The 18,091-nt window shown below is 54.2% G+C and carries 17 protein-coding genes and 1 pseudogene; 5 read left to right on the top strand and 13 right to left on the bottom strand.

Going from position 1 to position 18,091, the window contains the following annotated elements:
• Window positions 1-58 precede the first annotated feature (58 nt).
• Entirely contained in the window at window positions 59-970 is a 912-nt protein-coding gene (gene nagK / locus ACMYSK_RS09360) for an N-acetylglucosamine kinase (protein WP_434642205.1), read from the top strand.
• A 14-nt stretch (window positions 971-984) separates the two neighbouring features.
• Entirely contained in the window at window positions 985-1,809 is an 825-nt protein-coding gene (gene cobB, locus ACMYSK_RS09355; protein WP_434642203.1) for a Sir2 family NAD+-dependent deacetylase, read from the top strand.
• 172 nt (window positions 1,810-1,981) lie between these two features.
• Here the strand turns inward: cobB and ACMYSK_RS09350 are convergent, their stop codons facing one another.
• The 3 genes from ACMYSK_RS09350 to ACMYSK_RS09340 are packed head-to-tail and all read right to left on the bottom strand — an operon-like array spanning window position 1,982 to window position 3,717.
• Complete coding sequence (locus ACMYSK_RS09350; RefSeq protein ID WP_434642201.1) at window positions 1,982-2,257, bottom strand: pentapeptide MXKDX repeat protein; 276 nt, start codon at window positions 2,255-2,257, stop codon at window positions 1,982-1,984.
• A 49-nt stretch (window positions 2,258-2,306) separates the two neighbouring features.
• Window positions 2,307-3,095 (bottom strand): molybdopterin-dependent oxidoreductase, encoded by a 789-nt coding sequence (locus ACMYSK_RS09345; RefSeq protein WP_434642198.1) that lies wholly within the window; start codon window positions 3,093-3,095, stop codon window positions 2,307-2,309.
• A 10-nt stretch (window positions 3,096-3,105) separates the two neighbouring features.
• Window positions 3,106-3,717 carry a cytochrome b/b6 domain-containing protein gene (locus ACMYSK_RS09340; protein ID WP_434642195.1) on the bottom strand — a complete coding sequence of 204 codons (612 nt, stop codon included), beginning with the start codon at window positions 3,715-3,717 and terminating at the stop codon, window positions 3,106-3,108.
• 368 nt (window positions 3,718-4,085) lie between these two features.
• Between ACMYSK_RS09340 and ACMYSK_RS09335 the strand changes: the two genes are divergently transcribed.
• On the top strand, window positions 4,086-5,723 hold the full coding sequence (locus ACMYSK_RS09335) for a long-chain fatty acid--CoA ligase (protein ID WP_434642192.1): 1,638 nt from the start codon (window positions 4,086-4,088) through the stop codon (window positions 5,721-5,723).
• Window positions 5,724-5,747: 24 nt separating this feature from the next.
• On the opposite strand, the gene ACMYSK_RS09330 is transcribed toward ACMYSK_RS09335, so the two are convergent.
• The 5 genes from ACMYSK_RS09330 to potA form a co-directional block, all read right to left on the bottom strand.
• A complete protein-coding gene (locus ACMYSK_RS09330) occupies window positions 5,748-6,269 on the bottom strand; it encodes a methyltransferase (RefSeq protein WP_434642189.1) in 522 nt (173 codons plus the stop codon).
• A 106-nt stretch (window positions 6,270-6,375) separates the two neighbouring features.
• Entirely contained in the window at window positions 6,376-7,422 is a 1,047-nt protein-coding gene (gene potD / locus ACMYSK_RS09325; RefSeq protein ID WP_434642186.1) for a spermidine/putrescine ABC transporter substrate-binding protein PotD, read from the bottom strand.
• On the bottom strand, window positions 7,419-8,204 hold the full coding sequence (gene potC / locus ACMYSK_RS09320; RefSeq protein WP_434642183.1) for a spermidine/putrescine ABC transporter permease PotC: 786 nt from the start codon (window positions 8,202-8,204) through the stop codon (window positions 7,419-7,421). The genes potD and potC overlap by 4 nt, the downstream gene beginning before the upstream one ends.
• Complete coding sequence (potB, locus tag ACMYSK_RS09315) at window positions 8,201-9,058, bottom strand: spermidine/putrescine ABC transporter permease PotB (RefSeq protein ID WP_434642181.1); 858 nt, start codon at window positions 9,056-9,058, stop codon at window positions 8,201-8,203. The genes potC and potB overlap by 4 nt, the downstream gene beginning before the upstream one ends.
• Window positions 9,042-10,178, bottom strand: a complete 1,137-nt coding sequence (gene potA, locus ACMYSK_RS09310; RefSeq protein WP_434642178.1) for a spermidine/putrescine ABC transporter ATP-binding protein PotA — start codon at window positions 10,176-10,178, stop codon at window positions 9,042-9,044. The genes potB and potA overlap by 17 nt, the downstream gene beginning before the upstream one ends.
• Window positions 10,179-10,434: 256 nt before the next feature.
• Between potA and pepT the strand changes: the two genes are divergently transcribed.
• Both pepT and ACMYSK_RS09300 read left to right on the top strand, forming a co-directional pair.
• Complete coding sequence (gene pepT, locus ACMYSK_RS09305; protein ID WP_434642175.1) at window positions 10,435-11,664, top strand: peptidase T; 1,230 nt, start codon at window positions 10,435-10,437, stop codon at window positions 11,662-11,664.
• Window positions 11,665-11,759: 95 nt separating this feature from the next.
• Window positions 11,760-12,250 (top strand): annotated as a pseudogene (locus tag ACMYSK_RS09300) (REP-associated tyrosine transposase).
• 113 nt (window positions 12,251-12,363) lie between these two features.
• Here the strand turns inward: ACMYSK_RS09300 and ACMYSK_RS09295 are convergent.
• From ACMYSK_RS09295 to ACMYSK_RS09275, 5 genes are all read right to left on the bottom strand, one after another.
• On the bottom strand, window positions 12,364-13,485 hold the full coding sequence (locus ACMYSK_RS09295; protein ID WP_434642173.1) for a JmjC domain-containing protein: 1,122 nt from the start codon (window positions 13,483-13,485) through the stop codon (window positions 12,364-12,366).
• A 122-nt stretch (window positions 13,486-13,607) separates the two neighbouring features.
• Window positions 13,608-15,074: a two-component system sensor histidine kinase PhoQ gene (gene phoQ, locus ACMYSK_RS09290; protein WP_434642172.1), complete on the bottom strand. Its 1,467-nt coding sequence runs from the start codon at window positions 15,072-15,074 to the stop codon at window positions 13,608-13,610.
• The gene (gene phoP / locus ACMYSK_RS09285) at window positions 15,071-15,745 is read right to left on the bottom strand and encodes a two-component system response regulator PhoP (protein WP_434642170.1); all 675 of its coding nucleotides are present in this window, start codon (window positions 15,743-15,745) and stop codon (window positions 15,071-15,073) included. Before phoP ends, phoQ begins: the two co-directional genes overlap by 4 nt.
• A 285-nt stretch (window positions 15,746-16,030) precedes the next feature.
• Window positions 16,031-16,666 (bottom strand): helix-turn-helix domain-containing protein, encoded by a 636-nt coding sequence (locus ACMYSK_RS09280; protein WP_434642167.1) that lies wholly within the window; start codon window positions 16,664-16,666, stop codon window positions 16,031-16,033.
• A 116-nt stretch (window positions 16,667-16,782) separates the two neighbouring features.
• Entirely contained in the window at window positions 16,783-18,075 is a 1,293-nt protein-coding gene (locus ACMYSK_RS09275; RefSeq protein ID WP_434642164.1) for a DUF1254 domain-containing protein, read from the bottom strand.
• Window positions 18,076-18,091 lie beyond the last annotated feature (16 nt).

The raw sequence follows: 18,091 nt of genomic DNA, 5'->3' as shown, positions 1-18,091 counted from the left end.
AACCTCTGAAATCCACTCTTTACGTCCTGACCTTTTCGGTCAGTAAAGAGGAATGGCTATGTACTACGGATTTGATATTGGCGGCAGTAAGATTGCGTTGGGTGTCTTTGATAAAGAGCGGCGATTGCAGTGGGAAAAACGCGTCGCGACGCCGAAAGAAGGGTATGAAAACTTTCTGCAGGCGGTAGAGGCGCTGGTGCATGAAGCGGACAGCCGCTTTGACTGTCAGGGTTCGGTAGGGATAGGGATTCCGGGAATGCCGGAAACCGCGGACGGCACGCTGTATGCCGCCAATGTCCCTGCCGCCAGCGGCCAGCCGCTGCGCCGCGATCTGAGCACCCGACTCGGGCGTGAAGTTCGTCTGGATAACGACGCCAACTGCTTTGCTCTCTCCGAAGCCTGGGACGATGAATTTACGCAATATCCGCTGGTCATGGGGCTGATTCTCGGTACCGGCGTTGGCGGTGGCCTGGTCCTCAACGGTAAATCAATTACCGGACATAGCTATATTACCGGTGAGTTTGGACATATCCGCCTGCCGGTCGACGCGCTGGAAGTGGTGGGGCGTGATTTTCCGCTCACCCGCTGCGGTTGCGGGCAGCTGGGCTGCATTGAAAACTATCTCTCCGGTCGCGGTTTTGCCTGGCTCTATGAGCACTTCTATCAGCACGCCTTAACCTCCCCCGAAATCGTGGCACTGTGGCAGCAGGGCGACGTGCGGGCGCGTGAGCACGTCGAGCGTTATCTTGACCTGCTGGCCGTGTGCCTGGGTAATATTCTGACCATTGTTGATCCGGATCTGCTGGTGCTTGGCGGAGGATTATCTAACTTTACTGCTATAAGCGAAGGGCTGGCGCAGCGCCTGCCGCGACATTTACTCCCCGTAGCCCGGGTGCCGCGTATTGAACGTGCACGCCATGGCGATGCCGGAGGTATGCGCGGTGCGGCCTTCCTTCATTTGACTCATTAACTACAGGGGTAGCTATGCTGTCGCGCCGCTTACACCGATTGAGCCGTTTTCGTCGTAATAAACGCCGCTTGCGTGAACGTCTTCGCCAGCGGATTTTCTTTAAAGAGGATAAGGCGGCTGTGGAAACAATGGATAAACCCAGGGTTGTGGTCCTGACCGGCGCAGGCATTTCGGCGGAGTCCGGCATTAAAACCTTCCGCGCGGCCGATGGGCTGTGGGAAGAGCACCGGGTGGAAGACGTGGCGACGCCTGAAGGCTTCGCCCGCGATCCTGCGCTGGTGCAGGCGTTTTACAACGCCCGTCGCCGGCAGCTGCAAAGCCCGGAGATTACACCCAATGCGGCCCATCAGGCGTTGGCGCGACTGGAAGCGGTTTTGGGCGATCGTTTTGTGCTGGTCACTCAGAACATCGATAACCTGCACGAACGCGCGGGCAACCAGCGGGTCATTCATATGCACGGTGAGCTGCTGAAGGTGCGTTGTTCGTGGAGCGGGCAGGTGCTGGAGTGGACCGGGGACGTCACGGCGGAGGATAAGTGCCACTGCTGTCAGTTCCCGGCGCCGCTGCGCCCGCACGTGGTCTGGTTTGGGGAGATGCCGCTGGGAATGGATGACATTTACAGCGCGCTGGCCGACGCCGATATTTTTATCGCCATTGGCACTTCCGGGCACGTTTATCCGGCGGCAGGTTTTGTGCACGAAGCCCGTTTGCAAGGGGCGCATACCGTGGAGTTAAACCTGGAACCTAGTCAGGTGGGGAGTGAATTTGCCGAAAAACACTACGGCCTCGCGAGCGAGGTTGTACCGGCGTTCATCGACCAACTGCTGAACGATCTCTGACGGCTAACGCTGTGACTCTTCTGCCAGGTTCTGGTCGACAGAAAGCCAGAGCGGCGCTCTGGAGTACAGAGAAGGCTCTGGCGGAATTTGTGCGCTAGCAGAGAGCGGATGAAAAAGCGGTTGCCTGACCAACTGGCAGGCAACCCGCCTGGTCCCTCGTCGGGCTGCGCGGTTATTGTTTACCCATCGCGTCTTTGCCCATTTTGTCCTTCGACATTGAATCTTTGGCCATGCTGTCTTTGCTCATGGCGTCCTTGCTCATTTTATCCTTCGACATCCCGTCTTTAGACATACACTCTTTTTTCATGCCATCTTTTGTACAGTCGTGAGACATCTTGCCCATGTTATCTTTGGCCATATTATCTTTAGCCATATTATCGGCAGCGTACGCGCCGGACATGCCAAATAATAAAGCAGAGCACATCAGTAAGGTATTAATCTTTTTCATTTTTCAATTCCTTCATGTTTTATGAACAACGGATGATGACGACAACGAATTAGCTACCACCGAACCAGTTATAACCCTGGTCTTCCCAGTAGCCGCCGGGGTAGCGATTGGTCACTTCAATCGACAAAATATGCTTAGGGTTTTTATAGCCCAGCTTTGTCGGGATTCTTAATTTCATCGGAAAACCATATTTACGTGGCAATATCTGGCCATCGTAAGTTAATGCGATAATCGTCTGCGGGTGGAGCGCAGTGGCCATATCAATGCTGGTATAATAATCATCGGCACATTTGAAACTGACGTAACTGGCGTTCAGGTCGGCACCGATACTTTTGAGGAATAATGCAAACGGGACGCCTCCCCATTTACCAATGGCGCTCCATCCTTCCACGCAAATATGTCGGGTGACCTGGCTGACCTGCGCCATTTTATGCAGCTCGGCGAGTGACCATGGGCGCTTGTCAGCGACTAATCCTGCGACTTCAAGGCGATAATTTCTGCCGTCGATCGTCGGTGCCTGATCCTCGCTATAAAATGCGTTAAACGGGAAAGGGCGGGCGATCATGCTGTCGGGATAAACCGGCGCAAGGTTGTTAGCGTTAAATAACCAATGTTGAATGCGATCGTTAAATCGGGACATCTGGCTTAAGGTTTTTTCGACCTCGGCGTTATTGCTGATATCACAACCAGTGAGCAGCATCAGACCGCCAAAGGTTAATCCCTGCTTGATAAAGCGGCGGCGGCCTTCGCAGGACAGCTGTTTCTTGATTTCCCGGCTTGCCTCCTGAACCACAAGCGTCTTATCGGCAGCGGAGAATATATTTTTACGATCGCTCATGATATTTTCCTTAGCGTCCGCGGAGCATGGCGAGTAACGTTTTCGGGACCAGCAACACCATGATCAAATGAATGACGACAAATCCCATCAGGGCGGACATTGCAAAGAAATGAATAAATCGTGCGTTGTCATATCCCCCGAGTAACGCCCGCAGCAGCGGAAACTGAACAGACTTCCAGATAACCAGACCGGATATGGCTAATACCAGACTGTCGAGCATGACAAAGAGATAGGCCAGTTTCTGGACGTTGTTATAATGCCCGGGGTTGTCATGCGTCAGCCGCCCGCGTAGTGCGGAAATAAAATCATCTATTAATCCCCGCGCTGACAGAGGCCAGAATTTTCGTTTTAACCGTCCGCTGCAAATATTCATTAACAGGTAAAAAACGCCGTTGATGCCGAATAACCACATTCCTGTAAAATGCCATTGCAATGCTCCACCGAGCCAACCGCCGAGGGTCAGTACATCCGGAATATCAAAATTAAATAATGGTGATGCGTTATAAATACGCCAGCCGCTGGTCACCATAATTAATATAGAAAACGCATTTAGCCAGTGGCTAACCCGCAGCCACAAAGGATGAATTGTGACGGGTGTAATCTGAAAGGTTGGCCTGTTCATTGTGATATTCCCGGTCATTGCGTTGATTACAGTGTGGACCGAATCTGTTCGCCGATGTATCACGAAAAGTTAAATTAAATGTGATAACTCGCGGTGAGAATGTCGTATAAACTTTCTCTGACTGAGTGCAATAAGTCGGTAGTGATGACGGTAAAAAAATCAGCCGGGTAGTGCATTCCGCCGGCGTGCTAAAAGCCAGCTTCCATCACATTCCCCGCCGTCAGACGATGATTCTTGTGCGTGAACGCTAAATTTTGCACATCTTTTTTGGTTGGTTTCCCGGGTTGTTGCCAGATTTAGTGAGCGTTCGGGCTTACACCGAACCGTGTCACCCACATCACACATCAGCCAGTCGCGGAGTATCAGTCATGCATCAACCGATGATGTATCAGGATTTAACGACCCGAGCGCTCATTGAACATGCTGCGCGGTATCATACCGATACGGAGATTGTTTCGGTCGGGACGTTAGGGGGAAGGGAGTACAGCAACTGGGGGCAGGTGGCTGACAACGCGCAGCGTCTGGCTTCTGCCATGAGCCAACGGGGTTTGCCGACAGGCGCCCGCTGTGGCACGCTGGCGTGGAATAACCGCCGCCATCTGGAGATTTATTTTGGCATCAGTTCCGGCGGGTGGGTGACGCATACGATTAACCCGCGCCTCTCCGCTGAACATCTCGTGTTTATCATCAACGATGCCGCGGACGAGATTTTGTTTTTCGACGCGACCTTCCTGCCGCTTATCTGCGCGCTGCGCCCTCAGTTGCCGACGGTAAAACACTTTGTTCTGCTGGAATCGCGCAGTGAGGATGCGCTCGCCGCACTGGACTCGCTGCTGTTTTTTGATGAGCTGATTACCGAAGGGGACCCGGCGTATCGCTGGCCCGAGGTGAGCGAGAACTCGCCGGCCTCGCTGTGCTACACCTCCGGGACCACGGGGAAACCGAAGGGCGTACTGAATACCCATCGCTCGCTGGTGCTGCACGCGCTGAGCGGCAATCAGCCTGATGCCGCCTGTATTTCGGCGCAGGATACTCTGCTGCCCGTTGTGCCGATGTTCCACGTCAATGCGTGGGGCACGCCTTTTATTGCCGCGATGGTCGGTGCTCGCCTGGTTCTGCCAGGGCCGAATCTTGACGGCGATAGTCTGCTGCGGCTGTTGAGCGAAGAGCAGGTCAGCGTTGCGTTCGGGGTTCCGGTAATCTGGGCCGGTTTGCTTGCCGCGTTGCGTAAATCGGCGATTCGCCTGCCGCACTTTAAACGATCCTTTGTCGGCGGGTCAGCGCTGCCCCCTTCGATGATTGAGGTCTTCCGCCGCGAGTACAATATTGAGCTGATTCATGCCTGGGGGATGACTGAAACCTCGCCCATCGGCACCATCAATACGCCGCTGAAAAAACATAAAGCCTTAACCCCGGAGGCGCAGGACAAACTGGGTCACGGCCAGGGGCGCGTTATTTTCGGGATCGATCTCCGGGTGGTGGATGTTGATGGCCAGCCGCTGGCCCACGACGGCGAAAGTCAGGGTTATCTGCAGGTGCGTGGGCATTGGGTCGTCGCAAATTATTACGGTCGCCCGGATAGGGCGTTGACCGACGACGGCTGGTTCGACACCGGTGATATTGGCACGCTCGATGAGAATGGCTACCTGGTTATCCACGACCGGGCGAAAGATATTATTAAGTCCGGCGGAGAGTGGATCTCGACCGTGGAGCTGGAAAATATTGCGATTGCCCATCCGGCGATCCGCAGTGCGGCGGCGATTGCGGCGCAGCATCCGCGCTGGGATGAGCGTCCGGTACTGCTGTGCGTCAGGGCTGAGGGGGGTGAAATTGAAGAGCCGGAGCTGCTGGCCTGGTATCAAACGCGTGTACCGAAATGGCAGCTTCCGGACAGGATTCTGTTCATCGATGCGCTCCCCGTCAGCGCTACCGGTAAGGTGCTAAAAAACCGGCTGCGGGCCGAGTTCGGTCAGATTCTGATGGGCGATGGACGCGAGGCGGGGTAACCTGGATTCCGGGCGCCTGAAATCTTATGCCCCTTGAGCCAGGGGCATAAGCACTTTGCTTTCTCTGTAAGCGGCAATCAGTAAAAAAACGATGATATAGACACAGCAGATCAACGCAATAGCGCTCATGTACGCGGGGAGCCGGGCGACGTAAATCATGCTGCACGAGAGGATAACCAGAACGATACCAGTATACATAGGATGGGGGAGCCATCTGAAAATACCAGTTCTGATAGCCGATGCGCCAGGTAAATAGTATCCCGCCCAGGTGTGGCGGCGGCCTAAATCATGTTTGCCTTTAATAACCAGTACATTGCCGATCACGGCAATTGCCAGGCACGTCCATTCGACCATGCTGATGGCTGTCACCACGGACAGGCTATAGCCAAAAATAAGGATTGGAATCAGCCACATAAGCCTTAAGAGCTTGATAGCCGCAACAGGAAACAGAGGACGAGCCTCGGCGGGCTGCTTATGCGGAATGATAAAGGCGGTAAATACGACCAGATTAAGCAGCGCCAGAAACAGCCATACCGTCGCCATCATGATTAACCTCGTACCGGGTATTTAGCGGTGTTATGAGGAAAAGTGTAGCTGAGCCACGCAGGGGAAGGGGAAATAAATGGCGGAGCCGAGGCTCCGCCCTACGGAATTAACGGCCCGCTTTTAGCTTCTGATAATACTCTTCATACAGGGTGCTGGCGCTGCCAACGTCGTTTTGCCATTCGCCTTTCGCGATGGTGTCGGCATCCGGATAGAGCGACTTATCATTGGCGACTTCCGGGCTTAGCATTTTGCGCGCGGCGAGGTTCGGCGTCGGATAGCCGATGGTTTCCGCCACCTGTTTTGCCACTTCCGGGCGCAGCAGGAAGTTAATCAACTTCAGCGCCCCGTCGACGTTTTTCGCATTTGCGGGGATGGCCAGGCTATCCATCCAGAAGATACCGCCTTCTTTCGGCCACACTACTTCCAGCGGAGTACCAGCCTGGCGGGCAACGTAGGCCGAACCGTTCCACACCATCCCGAGATTCACTTCGCCTTCCATATACGGGTTTGCCGGGTTGTCGGAGTTAAACGCCGCCACGTTAGGCATCAGTTTCTTCAGCTCGTTGTAGGCGGCTTCAATCTCTTTCGGATCGGTGGTATTGCCTGAGTATCCCAGCTTGCGTAAGGCAATCTGGAAAACTTCACGAGCATCGTCGGTCAGCAGCAGGCTGCTTTTGTATTCCGGTTTCCACAGGTCGGCCCAGCTGGTTACGGTTTTCGGGTCAATAGCATCGCTGTTAACGCCAATGGCCGTCGCGCCCCAGATGTACGGAATGGAATAATCGTTGTTGGGGTCGAACGGCTTGTTCAGCATCTGCGGATCGAGGTTGCTGAAGTTAGTCAGCTTGCTTTTGTCGATCTTCTGCAGCATCCCTTCTTTACGCATCTTGTCGACGAAATAGGTGGAAGGGACCACCAGGTCGTAAGCGCCGTCTTTGTAGGTTTTGAGTTTGGCATACATGGTTTCATTCGACTCATAGGTCGAATAGATAACCTTGATTCCGGTCTCTTTGGTGAACTGTTCCAGCAGGCCCGGCGGTACGTACTCCGTCCAGTTATAGAAATAGAGCGTTTTGCTGTCGTCCGCGTGTGCGGCGCTCATACCGAGTGCCAGAGCACCCGCCGCGAGCAGGTGGCGTGACCATTTATTCATTTTAACGTCCCCTGAGTTTTATCACGTGCAATCAACTGACTGGCGATAACCATCACCAGCGACAGAACCAATAAGATGGTCGCCAGCGCATTCACTTCTGGCGAGACCCCCACTTTAACCATCGAATAGATCTTCAGCGGCAGGATCTCGTAACCCGGACCGGTCACGAACGACGACACCACCACATCATCCATCGACAGCGTAAAACTCAACAGCCACCCTGCGGCCACGGCCGGCAGCGCCAGCGGCAGTATAATTTTACGCAGAATGGTCATCTCGCTGGCACCCAGATCTTTCGCCGCCTCCAGCATCCGCACATCAAAGCCTTTGAGACGCGAATAAACCGTCACCACCACGAAAGGCAGACAGAAGGTGATGTGCGAAAACAGCAGCGACCAGAAGCCCAGCTGAATGCCGATGAGCATAAACAACACCAGCAGGGAAATAGCCATGACGATATCCGGTGACATCATCACGACGAACAGCATCCCACTGACGAAGGGTTTACCGCGAAAACGATAGCGATACAGCGCGACGGCGGTCAGTGAACCGATGAGCGTCGCAAAGGTGGCTGACAGCACCGCCATGGTCAGCGAGTGCTGCGCCGCCTGCAGCAGACTATCGTTATTCATCAACAGGCCATACCATTTGGTGGTGAAGCCCTGCCAGTTAATACCGAAGCGCGAACCGTTAAACGAATTGACGATCAGAATAATGATCGGAATATAAAGGTAAGCATAAATGGCGGTCATAAAGCCGCCGCGCAGCAGTCGACCCATCATTCGAGCTCCACCTTCTTGTTCAGCAGACGCGCCGCGCGCCAGTAAATCAGCAGCATCAGGCCCATCACCAGCGTCAAGGTAATGCTGGTTGCCGCGCCAAACGGCCAGTCGCGGATATTGAGGAACTGGCTCTTGATGACGTTACCAATCAGCAGGTTTTTGGCGCCCCCCATCAGGTCGGAGACGTAGAACAACCCCATCGCCGGAAGCATCACCAGCAGGCAGCCAGCAATAATACCCGGCATGGTCAGCGGGATAATAATGCGCACAAAGGTTTGCACCTTGCTGGCGCCCAGATCTTTTGCTGCTTCCAGCAGTGGGCGATCCAGCTTCTCGATACTGGAGTAGAGCGGCATGACCATAAACGGCAGCAGAATATAGACCAGACCAATGATGACCGCCGATGGGGTATACATGATGCGCAGCGGCGTATCAATGACCCCCAGCCACAGCAGGAACTCGTTGAGATAACCTTTGGTGCTGAGGAAAATTTTCAGCCCGTAGATACGAATCAATGAGTTGGTCCAGAACGGCACGATCAGCAGAAACAGCAGCAGCGGGCGCACTTTTTCCGGCAGCCTGGCCAGAAACCAGGCAAAGGGATAGCCGAGCGCCAGGCAGGCAAGAGTTGCCAGGAGCGCCATATTCAGCGAGTGCAGCAGCACGTCGTAATAGAGCGGATCCAGCAGGCGCGTATAGTTATCCAGCGTAAAGACCATTTTGACGAAACTGGCGTCGTCGCGGGTCAAAAAGCTGGTGGCGATGATCATCAGGTTGGGCAGGAATACAAACAGCACAAGCCAGCCCACGATAGTGGCGATCACCACATTCTGGAATTTACTTGTGTTCTTCATCAGCCAGCACAACCTCCCAGCTTTCTACCCAGTTAATGGCCATTTTCTGGTCAAGAGGGTGGTCAAAGTCCGGATCGTCTTCATTAAAGAATTCGCTGACCATCACCATTTTGCCATTTTCCAGTTCGACGACGGACTCCAGCGTCATGCCTTTATAGTTGCGCTCGCGGATATAGCCGATCAGTCCGTCGGCGTCGCTGCCGTCGTGGACTTCATCGACGCGCAGATCTTCCGGTCGCAGCAGGACGTTCAGCCTCTGCCCCTGCTCGACGGGGAAGTTGACGTAGATGTTACATTCGCGACCTTCGACGCTGGCGCGGACGCGCTGCTCGTCGAGGCGTTCAATCACCGTGGCGTTAAAGAGATTAATCTCGCCGATAAAGCTGGCGACGAAGAGATTTTTTGGCTCTTCGTAGATTTCACGCGGCGTGCCGTCCTGTTCGATTTTGCCATCGCGCATCACCACGATACGATCGGACATGGTCAGGGCCTCTTCCTGATCGTGAGTCACAAAGACGAACGTGATGCCGAGCTTACGTTGCAGGGCCTTCAGTTCGTTTTGCATCTGTTTGCGCAGCTTGTAATCCAGCGCCGACAGAGACTCGTCCAGCAGTAGCAGACGCGGTTTATTGACGACGGCCCGGGCGATAGCCACGCGCTGCTGCTGGCCGCCGGAGAGCTGATGTGGTTTGCGTTGGGCAAACTCCTCCAGCTGGACCATACGCAGAGCATCGAGGACCCGAGGCGTGATTTCCGCCGCCGGCGTTTTCTGCATACGCAGGCCAAATGCGACGTTTTCGAATACGCTCATATGGGGAAACAGAGCGTAGCTTTGAAAGACGGTATTGACGTGGCGGTTTTCCGCCGGAACATGAGTGATGTCCTGATCTTCGAGATGAATTCGCCCGCTGTCGACGTTCTCTAACCCGGCGATAAGACGAAGAACGGTGGTTTTACCGCAGCCGGAAGGGCCAAGCAGGGTGAGAAACTCACCATTGTTGATGGTCAGATTTAGATCGGAGATAACCGTTTTTCCATCAAAGCTTTTGCGAATTCCCGCCAGTTGCACCAGCGGCGAAAGCGAACGCGGTTGTATATTCAATTTTTGACTCTGTCCCATGTAGACGCAGCGGACGACTGACCGTTGCGGGGTTTGTGGTTAACCACCTTTGGGGTTTCACATAATAAACAAGGGCAAACATTCTACGGCAAACGCTTGCGATCGCCAATCCTTGTCGCATACAGATGCATGACCTTTACAACATTACGCTAGTTCATGTATTAAATTCTTATTTGCCGGGCTAAAAATGACCTGACGCAATATTTGTATTTTCTGGCTTATGAATAATGTTGTCACAAAAAAAGAGGGTGGCTACATGGATAAATTGCTTGAGCGTTTTTTACAGTACGTTTCTCTGGACACACAGTCGAAGCCTGGCGTGCGTCAGGTTCCAAGCACGGAAGGTCAGTGGAAGCTGTTACGCCTGCTGCAGGCGCAGCTGGAAGAAATGGGACTGGTTAATGTGACGCTAAGTGAGAAAGGGACGGTGACGGGAACCCTTCCGGCAAACGTAGCCGGCACTATTCCGCCCATTGGCTTTATCTCCCACGTCGACACGGCGCCGGATTTCAGCGGCAAAAACGTAAATCCGCAAATCGTTGAAAACTACCGCGGCGGCGATATTGCCCTCGGGATTGGCGATGAGGTGCTCTCGCCGGTGATGTTCCCGGTGCTGCACCAACTGCTGGGACAAACGCTGATCACCACCGATGGTAAAACGCTACTCGGTGCCGATGATAAAGCCGGTATCGCCGAGATAATGACCGCGCTGGCGACGCTGAAAGTGAAAAACATACCTCACGGTGATATTCGCGTGGCCTTCACGCCGGATGAAGAAGTCGGGAAAGGGGCGAAGCACTTTGACGTCGCCGCCTTTGACGCCCGCTGGGCCTACACCGTCGACGGAGGGGGCGTGGGGGAACTGGAGTTTGAAAACTTCAATGCCGCGTCGGTGACCATTAAGATTGTGGGTAACAATGTCCATCCCGGCACCGCAAAAGGGGTGATGGTGAATGCGCTGTCGCTGGCGGCACGGATCCATGCTGAAGTCCCTGCTGACGAAGCGCCGGAGACGACCGAAGGCTACGAAGGGTTTTACCATCTGTCGAGCATGAAAGGCACCGTTGACCGGGCAGAAATGCACTACATCATCCGCGATTTTGACCGCAAGCAGTTTGAAGCGCGCAAACGCAAAATGATGGAGATAGCCAAGAAGGTCGGCAAAGGGCTGCATCCGGACTGCTATATTGAGCTGGTGATTGAGGACAGCTACTACAATATGCATGAAAAAGTGATGTCGCATCCGCACGTGGTCGAAATTGCCCGCCAGGCAATGGTGGATTGCGATATTGAGCCGCAGATGAAGCCGATTCGCGGCGGCACCGACGGCGCTCAGCTCTCATTTATGGGGTTACCGTGCCCGAACCTGTTTACCGGCGGCTATAACTACCACGGCAAACACGAGTTCGTCACGCTTGAAGGGATGGAGAAGGCGGTGCAGGTGATTGTACGCATCGCAGAGCTGACTGCTAAACGCGATGCCTGAACCAGTTTGCCCGGTCAGGCGCAAGCCGCCACCGGGCAATGCAGGATGCTCTACTGTCAAAAGGGTTGTATCTGCTGAAGAGGAGGGAACCTCGGATGTCAAATTATCGCCGCTGCTATATCCCCGGCGGCACCTGGTTCTTTACTGTCAATTTGCAAAATCGTCAAAGCGATCTTCTGACTCGCCATATCGATCGGTTTCGCGCTGTGACAGCCCTCATTAAACGCAAAAAGCCCTTTCTGATTAACGCATGGGTTATTTTGCCCGAACATATGCACTGCATCTGGACGCTACCGGGAGATGATACCGATTATTCGGGACGCTGGCGGGATATTAAAAAATCGTTCACTCGTGATTTGGGGATGCGTGAGGTCTGGCAACCCCGCTTTTGGGAGCATGCGATCCGTAACGAAGATGATTACCGACGGCATATGGATTACGTTTACATCAATCCGGTGAAACATGGTTATGTGAAGCGGGTGATTAACTGGCCGTATTCAACTTTTCATCGTGATGTCAGTGTCGGGCTGTATCCGCCGGGTGGGCAGGGGACGCTGCCGATTTTGACGCCGGAGAGCGCAGGTAAAACGCCGGGTGGCGGCCTGCGCCTTACCCGGCCTACTGAGCCAGTTCCACATACCTGGCGTTCGAACTTGTAGGCCCGGTCAGGCGCAAGCCGCCACCGGGCAAACTACGAGCTTAGTCCTCGAAGAACCAGTAGCCGCTGTTGACCAGCGCGGCCAGCATCGCGAGGAACGACGGATCTTCCAGCGCATCGCCAAAATGTGCCGCGTTAAGCGACAGATGCGTTGCCAGCGCATCCAGCGCAGGACGATGCGGCGAATTTATTTTCTCGCCGTTGACGAACACCTCGCCATCAATACGCAGCACCCGCAGCCCACCCAGACGCACCAGCCGATCGCCTTGTTGCAGCGCATCGTAAATCTCATCAGGCTGATACGGCGGCTCCGCAGGGGCCACGTCCAGCTCATGACGGGACTGAGTAATAAACTCACCAAACCACTGTTTAAAATGTTCTGGCTGGTTAATCAGCCCCAGCATCATATCGCGCAGGCGGTCCAGCTCAACCGGGAGGATATCCGCCGGATGATCGCGTGAAGGTACATCCGGGTCAGCGTAGCGCTGGCTACCCAGCTCACGTTGCAGAATATAATCGGCAAAACCGCTGAACAGCTCACGGGCGTTCGGCGCGCGATAGCCCACCGAATAGTTGAGCGAGTTTTCCAGGGAATAACCTTCATGCGGGAATCCCGGCGGGATATACAGGATATCGCCCGGCTCCATCTCTTCATCGATGATAGCGTCGAACGGATCGACCTGCAGCAGGTCCGGATGCGGGCAGTGCTGCTTCATCGGGACTTTTTCACCCACGCGCCAGCGGCGTCGGCCGGTGCCCTGGATGATAAACACGTCGTATTGATCGAGATGGGGACCTACGCCGCCGCCGGGAACGGAGAAAGAGATCATCAGATCGTCAATGCGCCAGTCGGGGAGTGCGCGGAAGGGATGCATCAGCGCGGCCGTTGGCTCGTGCCAGTTATTCACCGCCTGCACCAGCAGCGACCAGTTGTTTTCGCTCAGGTGATCGTAGCTTTCGAAAGGACCATGGCTGACCTGCCATTTCCCGTCCTGATGGCTGACCAGGCGGCTGTCGACTTCACTTTCCATCGCCAGCCCGGCCAGCTCATCCGGGCTAATAGGATCGACGAAATTGGCGAAGCCGCGCTTGAGGACTACCGGGCGTTTTTGCCAGTAGCGTTCGATAAAGTCAGGCCAGTTAAGCGTTAATTGATAATCCATTTTATTTATTCCACAGCAGGTGTCTGTTTGGGATTATACACGCCATCTTTCAAACTGCCTCTTTGTTGACGGCGATTGTGCTTCGTAGTCACAGAGTTTGCTGAACCGGTAAACGGGTCGGCTCAGCTTTCCATATCGTCGGGCAACTGCCGGCCAAAAACCACCTCCATGCAGGCCCCGCCGAGCAGACTTTCACCGGTGAGAATATCGCCGTCGTACTGCTCGACGATATCCCGGGCGACGGAGAGGCCCACGCCCTGGCCCGGTCGCAGCGTATCGGCACGCTGCCCGCGGTCAAACACGGCGGTACGCTGGCTCAACGGGATACCGGGGCCGTCATCTTCCACCAGAATATGCAGATGGTTATCGTTGGTTTGACGTACGGAGACTTCGACAAACTCCAGGCAGTATTTGCAGGCGTTGTCCAACACGTTGCCCATTACTTCCATAAAATCATTCTGTTCGCCAACGAAGCTGATTTCCGGCGAGATATCGAGGCTGATGTTGACCCCTTTGCGCTGATAAACCTTATTCAGCGCTGAGGTCAGCTTGTCGAGCAGCGGCGCGATAGGGTGCAACTCGCGGCTGAGTAACGTACCGCCGCTACGCATGCTGGCGCGATGCAAATAGTAGCCGATTTGCTGTGAGATCCGGCTGATCTGTTCGAGCATGACCGGTTCCGCTTCATTGACGTCAATCTTTTCACTCCGCAAAGAGCGCAGGGTGCTTTGCAGCACCGCCAGCGGCGTTTTCAGACTATGCGTCAGGTCGGTCAACGTTGTGCGATATTTGTCGTAGCGTTCGCGTTCGCTTTTAAGTAGCCGGTTGAGGTTGCTGACCAGTCGGGTTAGTTCCCGGGTGGTGTTTGGGTTGAGCATTTCCCGGTGATGTTCTTCCAGTTCGCGGACCTCTTTGGCCAGCGACTCAATGGGGCGCAGGCTCCACCAGGCGGCGACCCAAAGCAGGGGAATAACCAGCAGCAGATTGGCTACCAGCACGTAGATAAACCAGCTCCAGACCATATAAGAGCGTTTCAGCTCGACCGGGATGGTGTCGACGACCACGATGCTCAGCTGCGGCAGTTTATCGGTGGCGGGATAAATATTGATCGCCACCGAGTGGGTCATTTCTGAACCATCGTCCTGCTGGCGAAGAGCATCCAGCTCCTCCTGAAACTGTTGATTATTGCGTAGCAGCATACTGCTGCTGTCAACGTCGGATTCTATTTCGTGGAAGCCGTTGCTTTTCAACCACTCGGGCTGAATACGTTTTACCAGCCACGGCACATCGCGCTGCATCCAAAGCAGTTTGCCTTTGGCATCGTAAATCAGCGTGACGGTCGGGCTCTGCATGTTGAGGTTTTCGGGGATATCCACATCAATGTGGTTGTTTTCCCACTTTGCCAGCATATAAAACAGGTTACTTTCGCCACGCAGCAGGCGGAAGGTGGTCTTATCAAAGCTGACGCTGTAGCCCACCAGCGCAACCATGCCGTAGGCCAGTGAAAGCACCAGCACCACCGCAGCCGTCGCCAGCAGAAAGCGAACGCGTAATGAAAGCGGCAAAATATGCCGTAGCGGACCTTTCATTCTCGTAGTTCAAATAAATAGCCCTGGCCGCGCACGGTCGTAATGACGTCGTGCGGGTGCTGAGCCTGAATTTTTTTCCGCAACCGGCCCATCAGTACGTCGATGGTATGGCTTTCGCGCAGTTCGGCATCGGGATAAAGCTGGAGCATTAATGAATCTTTGCTGACCACTTTACCGCGGTTACGAATCAGCGTTTCCATAATGGTGTATTCAAATGCAGTCAGCTTGATCGGCTGCTCGTTGATTGACAGTTCGCGGCGCGACAGGTCAACCTGGAAAGGTGGAATAGAAATAACCTGCGAGGCCAGGCCGCTGTTGCGACGCAGCAATGCCTGCATCCGGGCGGCGACTTCTTCAATATGGAACGGCTTGGTGACGTAATCATCCGCGCCGGCACTCAGCACCTCGACTTTATCCTGCCAGCTTTCGCGGGCGGTCAACACCAGTACCGGAACCGACACATCATGGCTGCGCCAGCGGCGAATCAGCGTCAGGCCGTCTTCGTCAGGCAGGCCCAGATCGACAATCGCGATATCCGGCACGTGTTCGCCCAGATAGTAATCCGCTTCTTTTGCATCTTCTGCTGCATCCACCTGGTGACCTAATTCCTGGAGCTGAACTTTCAGGTGATGGCGCAGTAAAGCGTTATCCTCAACGACAAGTACGCGCATGCCTTTTCTCCCGTTTATTTTGGTTTTGAGTAGTGTAGCGCTGATTAGATATACTGAATTTAAACGGCTGTAAATGAAAGGCTTTCTTTGCTACCCGGCCTGCCGTCGCCCTTTACGCAGTGGCCTCCCATGCCGCGGTGGAAAGGGGGAGGGCTCCTGCGACCAATATCCCCCGGTAAGACAGGGGGTATATTGTGGGCATATACTGGCAAGTTTAGGCCCGCGTTTCCAGCCATACGAGAATCGGCGCCGAAAAGCACCCGCGTTACCGGCGCCGGGAAAGGGTTAAGGGCGTTCGGCAGTATCGGGTAATTCATTGATCCGCAATTTGTAGCCGCCGCGCTCGAAATCAATATAGCGCTCGGTTTTTAGCGCAGAGACAATATTCAGAATACTGCTGCGGGAGAGCCCCGTTCGCTCCTGGATATAGCTGAGGATATTAACCCGTTCTTTCGTTGCGTCTGGCAGACGATCCAGCTCGCGCAGATAGTGGCAAACCACGGGAAAAGTGCGTTGATTCACAATTTGCAGGTCGCGGCAGAGCATGGTGTTGGTATGAAACGAGAGCACCTCGGCGACTTCACGCCACAGGCCGTGTTGTTCAATACACTGCTCAGCCTGGTTATTATCAATGCGTGAAAACAGACATTGCGTTTCTGCGCGCAGCACATTGCTTCTCATCGGATAAAACATTTCGGAAAAACCGAAAATATGCGGTTCAACCACCGTGGCAACCAGAATCCCGTCGGTGATTCGCGAGATAGAAAGCTCGCCTTCGAGAAAAACGTAGATATACGGGACGCCATTGTTATCCCAGGACAGCCTTTTTCGCGGGGCCGCGTCGATAGTTTTTCCATAGGGAGTTAATACGTTGATTAAGCGTTCGATAGACGCGGTTGGTCTGACTGGGGGTGTAATCATGAATAACCTGGTAGAAAAATAATCATTGACGCTATTTTAGAATAAAAAAGCCCTTCATGAGTTAGATGAAGGGCAAAGGTTTCAATTTAATGATGGCGGCATGCGAGTGCTAAGGTTTATTTGACCACTTCCAGCGTTGGCATCGGATATTTCCCTTCGCGTATCGCTTTATCAGGCCCGTACAGGCGCATAATGATATAGGCATCTTTTTCGGGAATCGGCAGCCAGTTAGGGTTATTAGCATCGCCTTTTGCACTTAAATCGATGGTGTACATACCATCAGCGTCCGGCTTGAGCGTCCGGTCACCGCGGCTGTGGCGATTGAGTTCGTTGTGTGCCATCAGCATGTTATCGGAACCATAGACCGTAAAGGACCAGAACTGGCTGACAGTTGGTGCTTTAAAGTGCATGCGGTATTTTTTACCGTGTGCGCCGTTAATATTTTGTCCGTCCGAGCCCTTCAGCGCCTGCAGATAGACGGACTCTTCCGGCGGCAGACCCCATTGCCCGATCAGCGTCCCTTCGGCGAACAGATCGCGTTGCTGATTTTGCAGTTCCGCCCGGGTTCCCAGCAGACCTTCTGATGAGGTCATTTTCGGCAGCAGTGCCTTAAGATGAGCCGATCCCAGCTCTTCTCCTTTTTTGGCTGCGGCAAGTTGCTCTGCGGTGAAGTCGGTTTTACATGGCGCCAGCCCGATATCTTTGTACTGGTCGAGCCATTTCTTGTCAGCGGTTCCCATGTCGCCTTCACACAGTACGACGTTCACGCGCTGCAGCCAGTTGGTTTTCGCCGGGTCGGGCCAATGATGGACGGTCGCTTTCGGCCCCGGCTCTCCCAGATAGGCCGACAGGGTACGAATATTCCAGTCATCCATATACCGGAGGGCGACTTTGGTATCCTCCGGGCTGGTGGCCATGATACGACCCATCAGCTTGAGAATATCGGAATCAACGCGAATAACTTCGGTGACGCTGGCCGGGACGTCCCCTTTCCAGGTCCGTGAGGCAAACATAAAGTGCCCGCCTTTGGTCCCGCGAGTGCGGGAGCCAATCATCGAAGTGGTGTAGTGGCCCATGTCCATGGTGTGGAGGATCCAGTAGCGCCCTTTATCCATGTCCGGGACGCTGACAATAACCGGCTCAGCGCTGACGTCTAACCAACCCTGCAGGTGAAGGATATCGTTATTGATGGTGGGATGATCTTTGTAGGTATCATCGGCAAGGTGCCGGATGTTCTGAAAGCGGTTCATCGGGGTGTCGGTTTTTACCGCCGTGTCATAGAAGAACTTATAGGCTTCATCCATGGAATAGCCGTAGACGTAGGCGTCCTGCGCCATCTTGTCGCTAATTTGCGCCATTGCAGGCAGCGCGATGGTACACAGCGCTGCGGTAAGGATTAACTTTCTCATACGTACTCCGGTGAGG

This window comes from Klebsiella sp. I138 (assembly GCF_051131765.1).
Classification (GTDB): Bacteria; Pseudomonadota; Gammaproteobacteria; order Enterobacterales; family Enterobacteriaceae; genus Klebsiella.
The sequence above is the reverse complement of the archived record's forward strand: the minus strand, read 5'-3'. Positions and strand labels throughout refer to the sequence as shown.